Annotated in this window: 13 protein-coding genes; 5 read left to right on the top strand and 8 right to left on the bottom strand. The window is 50.9% G+C overall.

Translation table 11 applies throughout. The annotated features are described in order from the left end of the window. Positions 1-170: 170 nt before the first annotated feature. Positions 171-1,325: a S1 family serine peptidase gene (locus tag L6J37_RS01890; RefSeq protein WP_237793939.1), complete on the bottom strand. Its 1,155-nt coding sequence runs from the start codon at positions 1,323-1,325 to the stop codon at positions 171-173. 333 nt (positions 1,326-1,658) lie between these two features. Here L6J37_RS01890 and L6J37_RS01885 point away from each other — a divergent pair, with 333 nt between their 5' ends. After that, complete coding sequence (locus tag L6J37_RS01885; protein WP_218382765.1) at positions 1,659-2,270, top strand: acyl carrier protein phosphodiesterase; 612 nt, start codon at positions 1,659-1,661, stop codon at positions 2,268-2,270. A 233-nt stretch (positions 2,271-2,503) separates the two neighbouring features. Here the strand turns inward: L6J37_RS01885 and aceA are convergent, their stop codons facing one another. The 3 genes from aceA to L6J37_RS01870 all read right to left on the bottom strand — a co-directional run bounded on the left by aceA (position 2,504) and on the right by L6J37_RS01870 (position 7,102). Next, complete coding sequence (gene aceA, locus L6J37_RS01880) at positions 2,504-3,811, bottom strand: isocitrate lyase (RefSeq protein WP_237793937.1); 1,308 nt, start codon at positions 3,809-3,811, stop codon at positions 2,504-2,506. Positions 3,812-3,982: 171 nt separating this feature from the next. Further along, a complete protein-coding gene (aceB, locus tag L6J37_RS01875) occupies positions 3,983-5,584 on the bottom strand; it encodes a malate synthase A (protein WP_442956998.1) in 1,602 nt (533 codons plus the stop codon). A gap of 621 nt (positions 5,585-6,205) precedes the next feature. After that, positions 6,206-7,102, bottom strand: a complete 897-nt coding sequence (locus tag L6J37_RS01870; protein ID WP_218382763.1) for a hydrogen peroxide-inducible genes activator — start codon at positions 7,100-7,102, stop codon at positions 6,206-6,208. 130 nt (positions 7,103-7,232) lie between these two features. Between L6J37_RS01870 and L6J37_RS01865 the strand changes: the two genes are divergently transcribed. The 3 genes from L6J37_RS01865 (at position 7,233) to ppk2 (ending at position 9,673) form a co-directional block, all read left to right on the top strand. Then, positions 7,233-7,835 carry a peroxiredoxin C gene (locus L6J37_RS01865; protein WP_027252976.1) on the top strand — a complete coding sequence of 201 codons (603 nt, stop codon included), beginning with the start codon at positions 7,233-7,235 and terminating at the stop codon, positions 7,833-7,835. A 144-nt stretch (positions 7,836-7,979) separates the two neighbouring features. Beyond that, a complete protein-coding gene (locus L6J37_RS01860; protein ID WP_237793935.1) occupies positions 7,980-8,732 on the top strand; it encodes a copper homeostasis protein CutC in 753 nt (250 codons plus the stop codon). A gap of 131 nt (positions 8,733-8,863) precedes the next feature. Beyond that, positions 8,864-9,673, top strand: a complete 810-nt coding sequence (ppk2, locus tag L6J37_RS01855; RefSeq protein ID WP_192016967.1) for a polyphosphate kinase 2 — start codon at positions 8,864-8,866, stop codon at positions 9,671-9,673. A gap of 38 nt (positions 9,674-9,711) precedes the next feature. On the opposite strand, the gene phoU is transcribed toward ppk2, so the two are convergent. From phoU to L6J37_RS01835, 4 genes are read right to left on the bottom strand one after another with little or no spacing between them, the layout of a single operon-like run. Then, positions 9,712-10,431 (bottom strand): phosphate signaling complex protein PhoU, encoded by a 720-nt coding sequence (phoU, locus tag L6J37_RS01850; RefSeq protein WP_027252979.1) that lies wholly within the window; start codon positions 10,429-10,431, stop codon positions 9,712-9,714. A gap of 12 nt (positions 10,432-10,443) precedes the next feature. After that, positions 10,444-11,262: a phosphate ABC transporter ATP-binding protein PstB gene (gene pstB / locus L6J37_RS01845; protein WP_192016966.1), complete on the bottom strand. Its 819-nt coding sequence runs from the start codon at positions 11,260-11,262 to the stop codon at positions 10,444-10,446. A gap of 14 nt (positions 11,263-11,276) precedes the next feature. Beyond that, the gene (gene pstA / locus L6J37_RS01840) at positions 11,277-12,875 is read right to left on the bottom strand and encodes a phosphate ABC transporter permease PstA (protein ID WP_218382760.1); all 1,599 of its coding nucleotides are present in this window, start codon (positions 12,873-12,875) and stop codon (positions 11,277-11,279) included. A 31-nt stretch (positions 12,876-12,906) separates the two neighbouring features. Further along, complete coding sequence (locus L6J37_RS01835; RefSeq protein WP_237793934.1) at positions 12,907-15,111, bottom strand: ABC transporter permease subunit; 2,205 nt, start codon at positions 15,109-15,111, stop codon at positions 12,907-12,909. Positions 15,112-15,371: 260 nt separating this feature from the next. Between L6J37_RS01835 and L6J37_RS01830 the strand changes: the two genes are divergently transcribed. After that, complete coding sequence (locus tag L6J37_RS01830; protein WP_237793933.1) at positions 15,372-15,893, top strand: glycine cleavage system protein R; 522 nt, start codon at positions 15,372-15,374, stop codon at positions 15,891-15,893. The last annotated feature ends 36 nt before the right edge of the window (positions 15,894-15,929 follow it).

The raw sequence follows: 15,929 nt of genomic DNA, 5'->3' as shown, positions 1-15,929 counted from the left end.
TTGTCACTTATTGAGAATTTGGACGGATAGTTCATTGCAGAGGATAAAGCAGGCAGAGTGGCATCAGGCTCTGGAGGGACAAGCATTCAATACCGTTGATAATAAAAATAATTTTACGGGGCAGTTGTTAATACGCCTCTCAGATACTGAGCATACTGAACTGCCCTTGTTCAGCTTTCACCGCCCTGACTTCTGCGCCACCAGAGCATCCCCAGCAGTGCAAGCATGCCTCCTGCCGTTACGCTCCCCCCCGATCGACTCGCCATAGCGCTACTCAATGCACTGATAGCACTGTCTTGGCTGTTCTGAGTGTCTGTCTCAGACGTCACTGAGGTATTTTCGGCATTGAGGGCAAACGGATTAAATGCAAAAACAGAGTCCGGGTAAAAGTTAAAACCGTCTCCCGCTATCAAAGCAATCCAATCACGATAATGAGAAACCTCAGTATAAACAGCAGGGAAATCCGCTCCGCATTCCGTCCCAAAGCTGACTAAGCCCACCAGCCGAAAACCCAGATCACTATCGGCGCTGGCCTGGGGGTTCTGCCACACCAATGGACCGCCGGAATCGCCCTGACAAGTGTCACGCTTAACCGCAGGATCTGGCGACATCGCACACACAAACATTGCACTCTGAGACGGTTCAACCACTGAGCCCCATACCTGTTCGCAATAATCGTCCGGCACGCCAGCAAGCAACGCATGCTGCAACTGCCGGGCCGAGGTGGCCCCGGGTTCAGTTGAGGTCCGGCCCCACCCGGACACCAGTAAATTCTGACCGCGCTGGCTGTCGGGCACAAAAGTATTGTCAAATGCCGTATCGGCCTGTTGCTGTTCACTCACAGTGGCCAGTTGGATGGGCTGGGATCCTGCCGGAATATCCTTGCCCAGGCGCAGCAAAGCAATATCATTGATAAAAGTCTCTTCATTAAAACCCGGATGTAGATCAACCGCTGTCACCGGCAGGGCATTGAAAGCAGTCACAGAGTCCGTCGAGGTAATACCCGCCCAGACAAATATCTCATCTTGCTGCGCTGCGACTGAGTTTTTGATAATGCAATGTGCGGCTGTCAGTACTGTATTCTTATCTATGATGACACCACCGCACTGAAAGACATCATGGCCGTCGTTGCCGGCGTCAATATATACCAGCGCCTGCCACGGAATGTTTTCCTGATATGTCGGGTTGCCGCCAATGATCCTGGCTACCGGTTCAGTACGGGCTGAGGCACTGGCTTGCTGCACTTGCTGTTCGGCCAACACAGTGCCTGAAATCAGCGGCAAGGCCAGTATTGCGGCTAACAGCATGAATGAAAAGGCGTTCATAGTATTCCCTCACTCCCTGGGCAAAGCATTGCAGCAAAAGGGTTACATAGGAACTCATGAGTCTATTAATATGACTCAGGCAATGCGACTAAGCTAAGGCGACCAAACTGCTTGCTTTAACTAAGGATAGTGGCGTTTTTTCGCAATAAAGTCCGCAACTGCGAAAAGAGATCCAAAAAGTTTTACCAGTGCCTCAGAATGACAGCATCATTATGTTTCACTCTACACTGTATCTGATACTGCACACAGTCACTGCACCGCAGCCCGGTATTGCTACTACAGTGTCAGGCTCACTCTTATCTAACGGCAGCAATAGATGTTGAATTCACTACTATGAACTTCCTGGCACACCTTCACTTGGCTGATCATTGTCAGAGTCATCTGGCGGGCAACTTGCTGGCCGATTTTGTTCGCGGCGATCCCTACCGCGATTATTCTTCTGATGTGGCAGCAGGTATCAAGCTTCACCGCTTTGTCGATAGCTATATCGACAGCCAGCCTGAAATCAGAGCCTGGCGCAGAGCATTTCCGCCGGACATCCGCCGGGTAAGCGGTATCGCTCTGGATATGATCTGGGATCATTACCTCGCCCGCCACTGGCAGACTTTCCATGCCTTACCCTTGGCCGCATTTGTTGAACAGGCGCGTAAAAACGTTGAAGGCTTTGAGGGAAATGAACCGGACCATTACCGGCAAATGACACAACGTATGTGGCAGCAAGAATGGCTGATTCAGTATCAGCAGGTTGCCAGTATTCATCAGGCATTGGAACGCATGGCAATTCGCCGCCCGAAATTAAGCTCGCTGGCTGAATGTCCGCCTTTTCTGGCCGGGCATTATCAGGAGCTGGAACAGAGCTTCTTCATTCTCTATCCAAGGCTGATGGATGCATCCCAAGCATTCTGGCTGACGCACAAAGAGGTACTGCTACGCTCGGAAAAGTAAGCGAAGGCAAAAAGCAGAGATAAGTCGAAAATACCGATTAGAAAAATCAGAAAAGAAAAAGGGGAGCCAGAGGCTCCCAAGGCGATAACAATTCGTTAAGTGAAAGCGTTATCAGACTAGGCTTGACGTGAACAAGCCTGATCACAGTCGATAACGTTAATCGCAATCCCCTCTCGGGTAACAGCTGCGAAACGGTCTTACTAGGATAGATTGCTTATTGCCGGTCAATTCAATCAGAATTGATCTTCTTCAGTTGAACCTGTCAGCGCAGTCACAGAAGAGTTTCCACCCTGAATAACGTTCGTCATTTTGTCGAAGTAACCAGTACCCACTTCCTGCTGGTGAGCAACAAAGGTATAACCCTTCTCTGCTGCCGCAAACTCAGGGCGCTGTACTTTCTCAACATAATGGCGCATACCTTCACCCTGAGCATAAGCGTGTGCCAGCTCGAACATGTTGAACCACATGTTGTGAATGCCCGCCAGTGTGATGAACTGGTACTTGTAGCCCATGTCAGACAGTTCTTGCTGGAATTTGGCAATCGTATCGGCATCCAGGTTCTTCTCCCAGTTGAAAGAAGGTGAGCAGTTATACGCCAGCAGCTGATCCGGGTATTTAGCATGGATAGCTTCAGCAAACTTACGCGCTTCTTCCAGACAAGGCGTCGCTGTTTCACACCAGATCAGGTCGGCATACGGAGCATAAGCCAGACCACGGGCGATAGCCTGATCGATACCGGCACGAACGCGGTAGAAACCTTCCTGTGTACGCTCACCGGTAATGAAATCGGCATCATACGGATCGCAGTCTGAGGTCAGCAAATCGGCAGCGTTCGCGTCGGTACGGGCAATCACTAGCGTCGTTGTGCCGGAAACGTCCGCCGCCAGACGGGCAGCAATCAGTTTTTGTACCGCTTCTTGCGTAGGTACCAGAACTTTACCGCCCATGTGGCCGCATTTTTTCACCGAAGCCAGTTGATCTTCGAAGTGTACGCCGGCAGCTCCTGCATCAATCATGCTGCGCATCAGCTCGTAAGCATTCAGTACCCCGCCAAAGCCGGCTTCCGCATCTGCAACGATAGGCAGGAAGTAATCAATGCCGCCTTCTTCCGGGCTGTTGCCGTTTGCCCACTGAATCTGATCAGCGCGGCGGAAAGAGTTATTGATGCGCTTTACAACCGCTGGCACTGAATCGACCGGGTACAGGGACTGGTCTGGGTACATGGATGATGCCGTGTTGTTATCAGCAGCTACCTGCCAGCCTGACAAATAAACAGCTTCAATTCCCGCTTTCGCCTGCTGAACAGCCTGGCCGCCGGTCAGAGCGCCAAGACAGTTCACATAGCCTTTCTTGGCAGAGCCGTTAACTAAATCCCACAACTTATCAGCACCGCGCTGTGCCAGTGTGTTCGCCGGTACGACCGAACCACGCAGATTAACCACTTCTTCCGCAGTATAAGTACGCTTAACATGTTTCCAACGTGGGTTCTCCGCCCAATCCTTTTCAATGGCTTCGATCTGTTGCTGGCGAGTCAGTGTCATAATAAATCCCTCGTATTATGTGGCGATATTTCGCAAAATCTGGACGTTCTGCGCTTCAGTTCTACTCAGTTTTCTTGGGCTTCCTCTGCCCGGACTAAGCCGGGCAGTACTTGTTGCACTATGTGCTTTTTGTTATGTGTTACAGTTCCGGTTTGAATGCTTGCTTCACTGTTATTCCAGGTATTCATAACCAGGCAGTGTCAGGAAGGTGACCAACTCATCACTGGTGGTCAGGCGCGCCATCATGGCAGCCGCTTCCTGGAATTGTCCTTTGCTGAAACGCTCAGTACCGATTTCCTGCTCCAGGACTTGCATTTCTTCATCCAGCAGCTGTTCAAACAGTGCTTTGGTAACTATCTGGCCGTTACTCAGCGACTTTCCGTGCTTCATCCACTGCCAGATGGAAGCACGAGAGATTTCAGCGGTGGCAGCATCTTCCATCATGCCGTAAATCGGCACACATCCGTTGCCAGAGATCCAGGCTTCGATGTACTGCACAGCAACACGAATGTTATGACGCATGCCGTCTTCTGTTCGTTCGCCGTCGCAGGGTGCCAACAGCTCAGCCGCCGTGATCGGTGCATCCGAATCACGCGTCACATCCAGTTGATTTGAACGTGCACCCAGGCACTTATCAAAAACGTCGCGGGCGGTATCCGCCAGCCCCGGGTGGGCAACCCAGGTGCCGTCATGGCCGTTATTGGCTTCCAGCGCTTTATCGGTCTGGATCTTGTCCAGTACCCAGGCATTACGCTCGGCATCCTTATAAGGAATAAAGGCTGCCATGCCTCCCATTGCAAACGCTCCGCGGCGGTGGCAGGTTCTCACCAGCAAACGTGAGTAAGCGTTGAGGAAAGGTTTTTCCATGGTCACCACCTGCCGATCCGGCAAGATACGATCCGGGTGGTTACGCAGTGTCTTGATATAACTGAAGATGTAATCCCAACGGCCACAGTTCAGACCCACAATGTGCTCTTTCAGGCTGAAAAGAATTTCATTCATTTCAAACACCGCCGGCAGAGTTTCAATCAGCACAGTGGCCTTAATCGTGCCTCGCGCCAGGCCAGCCTGATCTTCGGCAAAACTGAACACATCACTCCACCAGGCCGCTTCCTGGTAAGCCTGCAGCTTGGGAACATAGAAGTACGGCCCGCTGCCGTTTTCCAGCAATTGCTTATGGTTGTGGAAGAAATACAAGCCAAAATCCAGCAGCGCACCCGGAATCGGCTGACCATTCCAGAAGAGGTGTTTTTCCGGCAGGTGCAATCCACGGACGCGACAGATCAGTACTGCTGGGTCCTCTTTCAATTCATACACTTTCCCTGTGTCAGGGTGGGTGTAAGAAATAGTGCGCTTCACCGCATCCCTAAGGTTACGCTGGCCGTCAATCACTGCACTCCAGGCGGGGGCAAAGGAGTCTTCGAAATCCGCCATGAATACTTTTACATTGGCATTCAGCGCATTAATCACCATTTTGCGATCAACGGGACCTGTGATTTCCACACGGCGATCCTGCAGATCAGACGGAATGTTCTGAATGGTCCAGTTACCTTCGCGGATATCCCGGGTGTCAGGCAGGAAGTCAGGTAACTGCCCGGCATCAATAGACTGCTGACGAACTTCACGTGCTGCCAGCAGTTCCGGCACACGGGAAGCAAATCGACTGACCAGTTGCTCAACAAAAGTCATTGCGTCATCACTCAGGATGTCTCGCTGTGACTCTGAAAGCGGTGCGACCAACGTCAGCTGACCAAACTGGTGGTGATTTTCCATACTCATTTATGACTCCCCATTTACCCAAATCAGCCAAGTGTAACTAAATCACGACTTAAACTATGCATCGGCTGATTTCCATCATAGACCACTTTCGGCCTCAACATGGCTATTACGTTGCCTTAACAAATCGGAAAAGGCAAACCCCCTCAAAAAGCAATAGAATCACAAAAACCAAACAAACACAATAAAATCAATAATTTACAAAAAATAGAGTTATTACTCAAAACACTAAATTAAAACACTTTAAGGCGATATATTCGGTTTTTAACCTCCAGTCTGTTTCTCAACCAAAAATGTAAAGTATTACGTAATTAAATTACCAATTAACACTAAATTAACAATTGAAAATATGCCGTTTTAAACAAGATAAAATAGCAAGATGGACTGTAACGCACTCAATCTACATACATTTATAGACAAGATTTGGCAGAGTCATACATTGGAGGAATAATTTTGCGGACGAAGCGGGGAATTGTTTTACAGTACGAAACAGAAAAAACCTACAAAATGAAGCACTTGGCAAAACGACCAAACAGAATAAAGTATCAAACAAACCAGAACTCAGTAGAATATTTCACCAAAAAATAAAAACATGTCTACTGAGCGTCCTGAATGTTGTTAAAGCAGCTCTGTGACTATCTCTGCCAGGCATTGAAAAGTGGGTACACGACTGGATGTCGGTCGCCAGACCAGACCTATTTCACGATAAGCGGCCTGCCCTGGCGGATCTAAGATCACCAGATCCGGGCTATCGACCAAGCCATGCTTGATCGCCATGTGCGGAATAAAGGTAGAGCCAAGACCATTCGATACCATCTGTACCAGGGTATGTAAGCTGGTCGCCGCAAACGGGTTAATCTTTTCTTTACTGGTTAGCTGGCACGCAGACACCGCATGGCCAGTGAGGCAATGTTCTTTCTCCAGCAAAAAGACAGATTCATCCGGTAAATCGGCATAGCGCAGCGGAACATTCACCTTGGCGGCCTGATTTTTACTGATCACCATTTTGAAGGGATCGCGCCCCACTACCTGGCTGTGCATACCGCTGATTTCAACCGGGAGTGCCAGTATCAGCACATCCATGTCACCATTGCGTAACGCGCTCAGCAGGTTGTCCGTTGTATCTTCGCGCAATAGAAGATGGAGTTGCGGGTGCCTGCGATTCACCGCCTGCACTAAATCGCCCAGCAAGAAAGGGGCAATGGTCGGAATACACCCCAGCCTGACCTGACCAGCCATCTGGTCTTCACCGCTTTTCGACAGTTCCATCATATCTTGCGTTCTTGCCAGCAGTTCACGGCTGCGTACCACGACTTCTTCACCTGTGGTGGTAAAGACCAGGGCTTTATTGTCCCGCTCAATCAGCTGGCAACCAACCAGATCCTCAAGATTCTGAATCCCAGAGCTTAATGTGGATTGACTGACAAAACACTGCTTGGCCGCTTCACCAAAATGGCGGGTTTCATAAAGTGTCACCAGATAATGGAGTTGTTTCAGAGAAGGAAATTTGCTCATCGTATTTTTCGATTGTAATAATCTATTTATTCCACTTTTTTCAATGTAGCACTTTCGCTATAGTGTGTCCTGATTTATGAAGGAACTGCCCTTACGGGGTGGTACACATTCCAATATTAGGAGCACCAATATGGTACTAGTAGGTCGTCAAGCACCTGATTTCACAGCTGCTGCAGTTCTGGGTAACGGTGAAATCGTTGATAACTTCAACTTCAAGCAATTCACTGAAGGCAAAAAAGCGGTTGTTTTCTTCTACCCGCTGGACTTCACTTTTGTTTGCCCATCTGAGCTGATCGCTTTTGACAAGCGTTTTGCTGATTTCCAAGCGAAAGGCGTTGAAGTTATCGGTGTATCGATCGATTCTCAGTTCTCTCACAACGCATGGCGTAACACTGCTGTTGAAAACGGCGGTATCGGCCAGGTTAAATACCCTCTGATTGCTGACGTTAAGCACGAAATCTGTAAAGCTTACGACGTTGAGCACCCAGAAGCTGGCGTTGCTTTCCGTGGTTCTTTCCTGATCGACGAAGAAGGTGTTGTTCGTCACCAAGTGGTTAACGACCTGCCTCTGGGCCGTAACATCGACGAGATGCTGCGTATGGTTGACGCGCTGAACTTCCACCAGAAAAACGGTGAAGTTTGCCCGGCACAGTGGGAAGAAGGCAAAGCAGGCATGACTGGTTCTCCAGAAGGTGTTGCTGCTTACCTGTCTGAGCACACTGCAGACCTGTAATACAGCCTTGCGCTGAATGCATAGCCCGGCCATAGTGCCGGGCTTATTTTTATCTCATTTTCATCACTGAGATTGATCAGACACTTCGACAGCCTTCCCCTCTCCGTTTACACTCTGCCAAGGTTTACTGAACAAGGCACCCTCATGTCCGCATTTCCCCTGACTCATCTTGAAGTCTGTATTGACAGTATTGAATCCCTGCATGCCGCCCAACTAGGCGGGGCAAGCCGTATAGAATTATGCTCGTCACTGGCCTTGGGTGGCCTGACACCCAGCGTCGGTTTAATGCATCAGGCTGCGCGTATCGCTAATGTGCCCGTCTATGCCATGATCCGCCCCCGCCAGGGCGACTTTCTATTCTCCGGCGAAGATATGGAAGTCATGCTGGCAGATATACATGCCGCCAAGCAAATAGGCCTTCAGGGCATTGTGATAGGCGTGCTGACGGCGCAAGGCAAAGTGGACACCGCGCAGTTGACCGAGCTGATGAAAGCGGCTACAGGGCTGGGCGTGACTTTCCACCGGGCTATTGATCAATGCGACAACTACACAGAAGCACTTGATGCCATTATGCGCGCAGGTTGCGAACGCGTTCTGTCTTCCGGGCTGCAGTCCACGGCGCTGGAAGGGGCTGAGACACTGGCAGACATGGTACGCTATTGCGGTGATCGCCTGAGCATCATGGCCGGCGCTGGGATTACCGCCAGCAACGCCGCTAAGATTGTCGCGCAAACCGGAGTGAAAGAGTTGCACCTGTCGGGTAAAACGACACGGCCAAGCCTGATGGAGCATATCGCCGCTGGCGCCCACATGGGCAGTCAAGAGGTCGATGACTACACCATTCCCGTAACCAGCAGTGATAAGATCGCCGCGGTCATCACAGCACTCAAGTACTGAGCACATACTCGCTCCTTTTCAGGGAGCGAGTCGTCAAACTTTTCATTCCTATAGTCAACCGATCACATAATACATGACTCAAACAGGCTATTATTAGCGCAGAGTCCAGTAAACAGGAATGTGATTTACTTATGTCTGACAAGCCGTTACAAAGCAAGCTCAAGAAGAAAAACTATGAGAAAGAGCTTGAGCGTCTGCAAATTGAACTAGTGAAGTGTCAGGAGTGGGTCAAACAGGAAGGCCTGAGAGTGCTGGTGATTTTTGAAGGCCGGGATGCGGCCGGCAAAGGCGGCACCATTAAACGGATCACCGAGAAGCTCAACCCCCGTGTCTGTCGGGTGGTCGCCTTACCAAAACCGACAGAGAAAGAGAAAACCCAGTGGTATTTTCAGCGCTATGTGGAACAGCTTCCCTCTGCCGGCGAAATCGTACTGTTTGACAGAAGCTGGTATAACCGTGCCGGGGTCGAGAAGGTGATGGGCTTTTGCAGCGAAGAAGAATACGAAGAGTTTCTGCTGGCCTGCCCGGAATTCGAACGCATGCTGCAGCGATCCGGCATCATACTGATCAAATACTGGTTCTCGGTATCAGACGAAGAGCAGGAAAAGCGTTTTCTGGAACGCATCAATACCCCGATCAAGCGATGGAAATTCAGTCCGATGGATTTGGAATCACGCTCACGCTGGGCGGAATATTCGGCGGCAAAAGACAAGATGTTTGCCCACACAGATACTAAACAGAGCCCGTGGTGGGTGGTTGAAAGTGACGATAAGAAACAGGCCAGAATCAACTGCATTTCGCATTTCCTGAGCCAGATCCCCTATCAGGACATCCAGTATCCGGAAGTGATCCTGCCCGAAATCAACAAGAGTGGTTACACGCGACCGCCCATGGACGAGCAAACTTTTGTGCCGGATCGCTTTGATAAAAGCGACGATTAAGAGCAAACCGGGGAGCCGTATGACTCCCCCGATAACCTTCAGCGGTTATTATCCATGAAAATTTCCATTTCCTGTGGACTGGTATGGCGAATATCTTTGCCTTTAACGAAGTAAATGATGTATTCGCAGATATTCTGGCAGCGATCCCCCACCCGCTCAATGGAACGCGCCGACCACATCACTTGCAGCACATTCGGGATAGATCGCGGATCTTCCATCATATAGGTCATTAATTGCCGGATGATCGCCTCGTACTCTCTGTCAATCCGGTCATCTTCCTGATACACCCGAATCGCCGCTTTCACATCCATTCTGGCAAAGGCATCCAGTACTTCATGCAGCATACGGGCAGCATGCTGACCAAGGGCTTCCAGCGACACCAGCAGGTTGTATTGCTTATTGGTGAAGTTTTCCAGCGCCACTTTAGCAATGCTTTCTGCCACATCACCAATGCGTTCGAGATCAGTAATGGTTTTGATAATGGCAATCACCAGACGCAAGTCACTGGCGGTTGGCTGACGTTTGGCAATAATCCGGGTGCAGGCTTCATCAATCGCCACTTCCATCGCATTGACTTTATGATCATCTTTAATGACCCGGCGAGCCAGATCGACATCCTGCCTGTGCATTGCCTTGAGCGCATCTGTCAGCTGTTGCTCAACCAGTCCGCCCATAGCCAGGACATGGGTGCGTATACTCTCAAGCTCGGCATTGAACTGGCCGGAGATATGACGGCTAAGGCTCATATTGTCTAACATTGTCTCTACTCCTTATCCGTATCTGCCGGTGATGTAATCTTCCGTGCGTTTTTCTTTAGGGGTGGTGAAGATGTCATTGGTTGATGCGTACTCCACCAGCTCGCCCATGTGCATAAAAGCCGTGTTGTCTGAAACGCGGGCGGCCTGCTGCATATTATGGGTAACAATAATAACCGTGTACTTTTTCTTCAGATCATTGATCAGCTCTTCAATGGTCAGCGTGGAGATCGGATCCAGGGCGGAGGTCGGTTCATCGAGCAAGATGACTTCCGGCTCAATCGCAATGGCGCGGGCAATCACCAAACGCTGCTGCTGGCCGCCGGATAAACCAAATGCATTCTCATGCAAACGATCTTTCACTTCATCCCACAGCGCGGCGCCGCGCAGTGAATTTTCTACCGCGTCATCCAGCACCCGGGTATTTTTCACCCCTTGCAGACGTAAACCGTAAACCACGTTTTCATAAATGGATTTAGGAAACGGATTGGGCCGCTGAAAGACCATGCCGACGCGACGGCGCAGGGCCGCCACATCCACATTCTGATCATAGATGTTTCTGCCATGCAGCATGATCTGCCCTTCAACCCGACAGCCTTCCACCAGCTCGTTCATCCGGTTAATACAGCGCAGCAGGGTGGATTTCCCACAACCGGACGGACCGATAAAGGCCGTGACCTGGCCTTTGGCAATCTTCATGTTGATAGTAAACAGCGCCTGCTTCTGACCATAATACAGATCCAGCCCGTCTATTGTCAGGGCGGTTTTTTCTTCTGGCAGTGCGGTCAGATCGACTGGCTTAAGCCAGTCCATACTGGCGTTGAATGAAAACATCTACGTCCTTCTCGTTATTGTTCCAGATCGCGGAATTTCTCCCGCAAATGATTACGAATGCCAATGGCGGTCAGATTCAGACCAATAATGACAGTGACCAGCAGCAAAGAGGTCGCATAAACCAGAGGGCGCGCCGCTTCTACGTTCGGACTCTGAAAGCCGACATCATAGATATGGTAGCCAAGATGCATGAACTTTCGGTCTAAATGCAAATACGGAAACTGTGCATCTATCGGTAACGATGGCGCCATTTTCACAACACCGACTAACATCAGTGGTGCCACTTCTCCCGCCGCTCTGGCCACCGCGAGGATTAACCCCGTCATGATAGCCGGGCTGGCCATGGGGATCACAATCCGCCATAAGGTTTCGGCTTGTGTCGCGCCCAATGCCAGCGAGCCGTGACGAATAGAGGGCGGTATACGGGCCAAGCCCTCTTCGGTTGAGACTATCACCACAGGCAAGGTCAGAATCGCCAGTGTCAGCGCAGACCAGAGAATACCCGGCGTACCAAAAGTCGGCGCGGGTAACTGATCCGAAAAAAACAGCTCGTCAATGGTGCCGCCCACCATATAAACAAAAAAGCCCAGACCAAATACGCCATACACGATAGACGGCACACCCGCCAAATTGATCACAGCCACGCGAATTAAACGGGTAAAGCGGTTCTGTTTGGCATATTCATGAAGGTAAATCGCGGCCAGTACTCCCAAAGGCGTCACAATCACGCTCATCAGCAGTACCATCAGCACAGTGCCGAAAATGGCCGGAAACACGCCCCCTTCGGTGTTCGCTTCACGAGGCGCATCAGTGACAAAGTGACCGAGCTGACGTCCCCAGTGTGCCACTTTTTCAGAGAATGACATATCGTTGGGGTACCAGACGTCCAGTATATCCGCCAGCGGTATCTGTACCTCACGCCCTTCAGCGTCCTTCATCAGCAGCGACTGACCATCCAGTACCTGACGGACTTGTCCTAGCTCGTGCTCAACCTCACGCAGACGAGCCAGCAACTCCCCCCGTCGCGACTCGGACGCTTTATCACTGCTAGCTGCCAGCGACGCCAGTTGACGATTCAGCGGAATATACTGATTTTGCTGTAGTTCCAGTATAGCTTCTTTGGCGGCCTCAGCCTGGCTCAGCCAGTCAGGTAATAAAGCGGCACTGTGACTGCTGCCATTAACCATCACTGCCTGCGGATAACCGTAAAACTTGCCGTTACGCAGCCTGTCAATCACTGCAACCCCATGCGCCACTTCCTTTGACCGGATTTGTGTATCGAGCAGGGTCACAAAGTCTAAATCGGCTAATTCACGGTTGCCGGTTTTGATCAGATAGCGGGCAATAGTCGTATTATCATTGCCCGCCAGCTCATACCCGGCTTCCAGTAACTGCTGGCGGGGCACCTGTTTGGTTTCATAAATTTCACCCACGATCACTTGCTGATGATCAGCCAGACTGACGTCAAACCGATACACCTGTGCCGGCCAGAAGTAACTCAATCCTTTCCAGCCTATCATGAGTAACAAACCCAGCACCGCCAGCAAACTCAGGCTGACAGTACCAGCCGTCAGCCAGATCCAGGGGGAGCCGGAACGCATCCATTTCAACATCTAATCAGTCACACAGCCTCTGCCCCGGTGATCATAGCGACTTGTATTTTTCACGCAGTCGCTGACGCACAATTTCAGCCAGGGTATTGAAGAAAAAGGTAAAAACAAACAGAACAAATGCCGCCAGAAACAGGACACGGTAATGCGCACTGCCGACTTCCGATTCCGGCATTTCTATAGCAATGGTTGCCGACAGCGTACGCAAACCTTCCAGTATGTTCCAGTCCATAATGGGCGTATTGCCTGTAGCCATCAGCACTATCATGGTTTCTCCCACCGCCCGTCCCAGCCCCATCATCACAGCGGAGAAGATCCCCGGGCTGGCGGTTAGCAGGACAACCCGGGTCAGGGTCTGCCAGGGGGTCGCCCCCAGTGCCAGCGAGCCGCTGCTCAGATGCGACGGTACCGAATAAATGGCATCTTCGGCAATGGTGAAAATGGTCGGGATCACCGCAAAGGCCATGGCGATCCCCACCACCAGCGCATTTCTCTGATCATAACCAATCCCCCAGTTATTGGTCAGATAACTGCGTATATCCCCGCCAAAGTAAGCTTGTTCAACCACAGGGCTTAGCGAGAAACAAAGGTATCCGGCCAGCACCAGCGTTGGCATCAGCAATAAAATATGCAGCCCGGTTGGCATTTTTCGCTGCCAGCCGCCTGGGAGCATAGCCCAACCCAGACCGACAGCCACCATCACCAGAGGCAGCACCAGCACGCTGAGCACTATGCCTATCAAATTATTTTCAACGATAGGCGCCAGCCAGATACCAGCCAGAAACCCCAGAATGACAGTCGGCAGGGCTTCCATGATCTCTATCGTCGGTTTCACCACTTTACGCATCGAAGAAGACATAAAATAGGCGGTATAGATAGCACCAGCCAGTGCCAGAGGAATCGCAAAACACAAAGCGTAAAAAGCCGCCTTCAGGGTACCGAAAACAACAGGTATCAGGCTCAGCTTAGGCTCACTCTCGTCAGTACCAGAAGTGGACTGCCAGACATAATCCGGTTCCGGGTAACCTTCATACCAGACTTTCTGCCACAGGCTGCTGAAACTCACTTCCGGGTAAGGGTTGGAGACCTTAAATAACTGCCACTGCTGCTCTGAGATCGCCAGCAACCTGTCGGCACGGGGCGAGACAGCCATCAGATCGGGCGTTTGACTGAACAGCCGGGATTCCAGTACAGGAGCAGGTGAATCCGCCATGTAATATCCCGTCAGCCTGCCGCCATCCTGAACAGCGAGAAAGCCTTTGCGGTAATACTCAGGCACCACCAGATGCAGAGCACCTGAATCGGCTGAAAAGGTGCGAGCAGGTATCAGCTGTCGTTGCCCCGTACTCACCACTTCAAACCATTGCGTGACTTTGCCGTCATTACCGGTAATTAACAGCGAATTAGCACCAGAAAGTGCCGTCATGGCGACCGGATCCCCCGCCCCCTGACTGACATCTGTTTGTTGGCGAATCCGCCCTACGGTATGCCGCAGATCAATCACAGTAACTTGCCGGCCATTAAGCACATACACAGTACGGCCATCCGGCGTCACCACCATATCCGTTACCGGATGCCCGATTGCCGGCATAGCAAGCTGGGTTTCCTGCCACGCCTGTTCACCGGTATCCAGACCACTGCCACGATGGAAAACCTTGGCAACGAGCCGCTGATCCTGTGTGACACCAACCAAAGCCGCGACCTGGCGACGCACTGAAACCGCCAGCTGAACCAGAGGCTGACCCTGAGTATCAAGCTGAATATAAGAGGATGTCAGGGGCTTGCTCATCATCAGCTTACCCTGTCTGATCAGCGGCTTCACCACAGTGACGCCACCAGACTGATCACCATAGGCAAACACGTGCTCGTTAGGCAAAGCCGCAGCGAAGCTGGTCGGGTTAGCCATCACAGCCTGCTGCTGCGTAACCGCTTGCTGTCCCTCACGGGCACTGAGTGCGACCAGGCTGATCTGCCCCTCAGAGGAGAAGTGAAAAACATGGGTGTTCTGTTCATTGACACGCACTGCAGCGGTTAGTGTCAGCGGAATAGAAAACGACTGAACAGGTGTGATCCTGGCCGGTGCAAACACAGGCACTATCACATAAAGCAGATAGAAAAAGATCAGGACAAGAGTCAGAAGGACAGATATTCCACCGGCAATCACTCCATAACGCGCAAACCTGTCTTTTCGTTGACGGTTACGGTTATTGTCAGTCAAAAATGCACCGGCATCTGCCATTCTCACCCCATGTAAGTTACAAACTGACAAAGTATATGTCTGTTAGATGACAGTAATATTACAGCGACTTGCGGTTTATTGCTGGCCTTTTTATTGTGAGAGACTGATGGAATGACTGACATCAATTTGCAACAAAATTTCCGTATTCTTAATGATTTATGACGGTAGCCGAATTCCGGTGACTCAGTAGGTATCCTGTCTGGACATAATCTGATCGTGGTCAGATAATGAATTTAACCGCTACCAGAAGGAGACGCGACATGAAACACCTTGTCATTACAGTCATTGGTCAGGATCGCCCGGGATTAGTGGGGGCATTATCAGATACTGTTTATCAGCATAAAGGCAACTGGCTGGGCAGCAGTATGAGCAAATTGGCAGGTCAGTTTGCCGGTATTCTTCAGGTCGATATCCCGGAAGAGTCCGTCAAGCCCTTACGGCAGGCTATGTCCAAGCTTGATGGTCTGAACATTCATATCGCCGAGGATACCAAGATCACGGCGCCTCCCGCTCAACTGCAGCAGCTCACAGTCACAGGCAACGACCGCTCAGGCATCGTCAAAGAAGTCACCACTCGCCTTGGCGAGCTGGGGATCAATATTCACAAGCTAAAAACCGACACACACAGTGCACCCAACTGGGGCTACCCCATCTTCACTGCCTGGTTTGAACTTGAAATCCCGGCAGAAGTGGCTGTCTCGACCATACAGCAGCAGCTGGAAAGTCTGGCCGATGATCTGACAATAGATTTCGAAGAACCCGAAAGTAGTGAAGCGCACTAAAGGGCTGTTGTCCTTTCAAAACTGAAAGACAGGCCG

Source organism: Photobacterium sp. WH77, assembly GCF_022014395.1.
GTDB lineage: Bacteria > Pseudomonadota > Gammaproteobacteria > Enterobacterales > Vibrionaceae > Photobacterium > Photobacterium arenosum.
Note: the sequence above shows the minus strand (reverse complement) of the source record. Positions and strands in the feature narration are given on the sequence as shown.

Coding starts and splice junctions, on each gene's coding strand:
- L6J37_RS01830 (WP_237793933.1), top strand. CDS start 15,372: ATGAAACACCTTGTCATTACAGTCATTGGTCAGGATCGCCCGGGATTA.
- aceA (WP_237793937.1), bottom strand. CDS start 3,811: ATGACACTGACTCGCCAGCAACAGATCGAAGCCATTGAAAAGGATTGG.
- L6J37_RS01865 (WP_027252976.1), top strand. CDS start 7,233: ATGGTACTAGTAGGTCGTCAAGCACCTGATTTCACAGCTGCTGCAGTT.
- L6J37_RS01870 (WP_218382763.1), bottom strand. CDS start 7,102: ATGAGCAAATTTCCTTCTCTGAAACAACTCCATTATCTGGTGACACTT.
- phoU (WP_027252979.1), bottom strand. CDS start 10,431: ATGTTAGACAATATGAGCCTTAGCCGTCATATCTCCGGCCAGTTCAAT.
- L6J37_RS01885 (WP_218382765.1), top strand. CDS start 1,659: ATGAACTTCCTGGCACACCTTCACTTGGCTGATCATTGTCAGAGTCAT.
- ppk2 (WP_192016967.1), top strand. CDS start 8,864: ATGTCTGACAAGCCGTTACAAAGCAAGCTCAAGAAGAAAAACTATGAG.
- L6J37_RS01835 (WP_237793934.1), bottom strand. CDS start 15,111: ATGGCAGATGCCGGTGCATTTTTGACTGACAATAACCGTAACCGTCAA.
- pstB (WP_192016966.1), bottom strand. CDS start 11,262: ATGTTTTCATTCAACGCCAGTATGGACTGGCTTAAGCCAGTCGATCTG.
- aceB (WP_442956998.1), bottom strand. CDS start 5,584: ATGGAAAATCACCACCAGTTTGGTCAGCTGACGTTGGTCGCACCGCTT.
- pstA (WP_218382760.1), bottom strand. CDS start 12,875: ATGTTGAAATGGATGCGTTCCGGCTCCCCCTGGATCTGGCTGACGGCT.
- L6J37_RS01890 (WP_237793939.1), bottom strand. CDS start 1,325: ATGAACGCCTTTTCATTCATGCTGTTAGCCGCAATACTGGCCTTGCCG.
- L6J37_RS01860 (WP_237793935.1), top strand. CDS start 7,980: ATGTCCGCATTTCCCCTGACTCATCTTGAAGTCTGTATTGACAGTATT.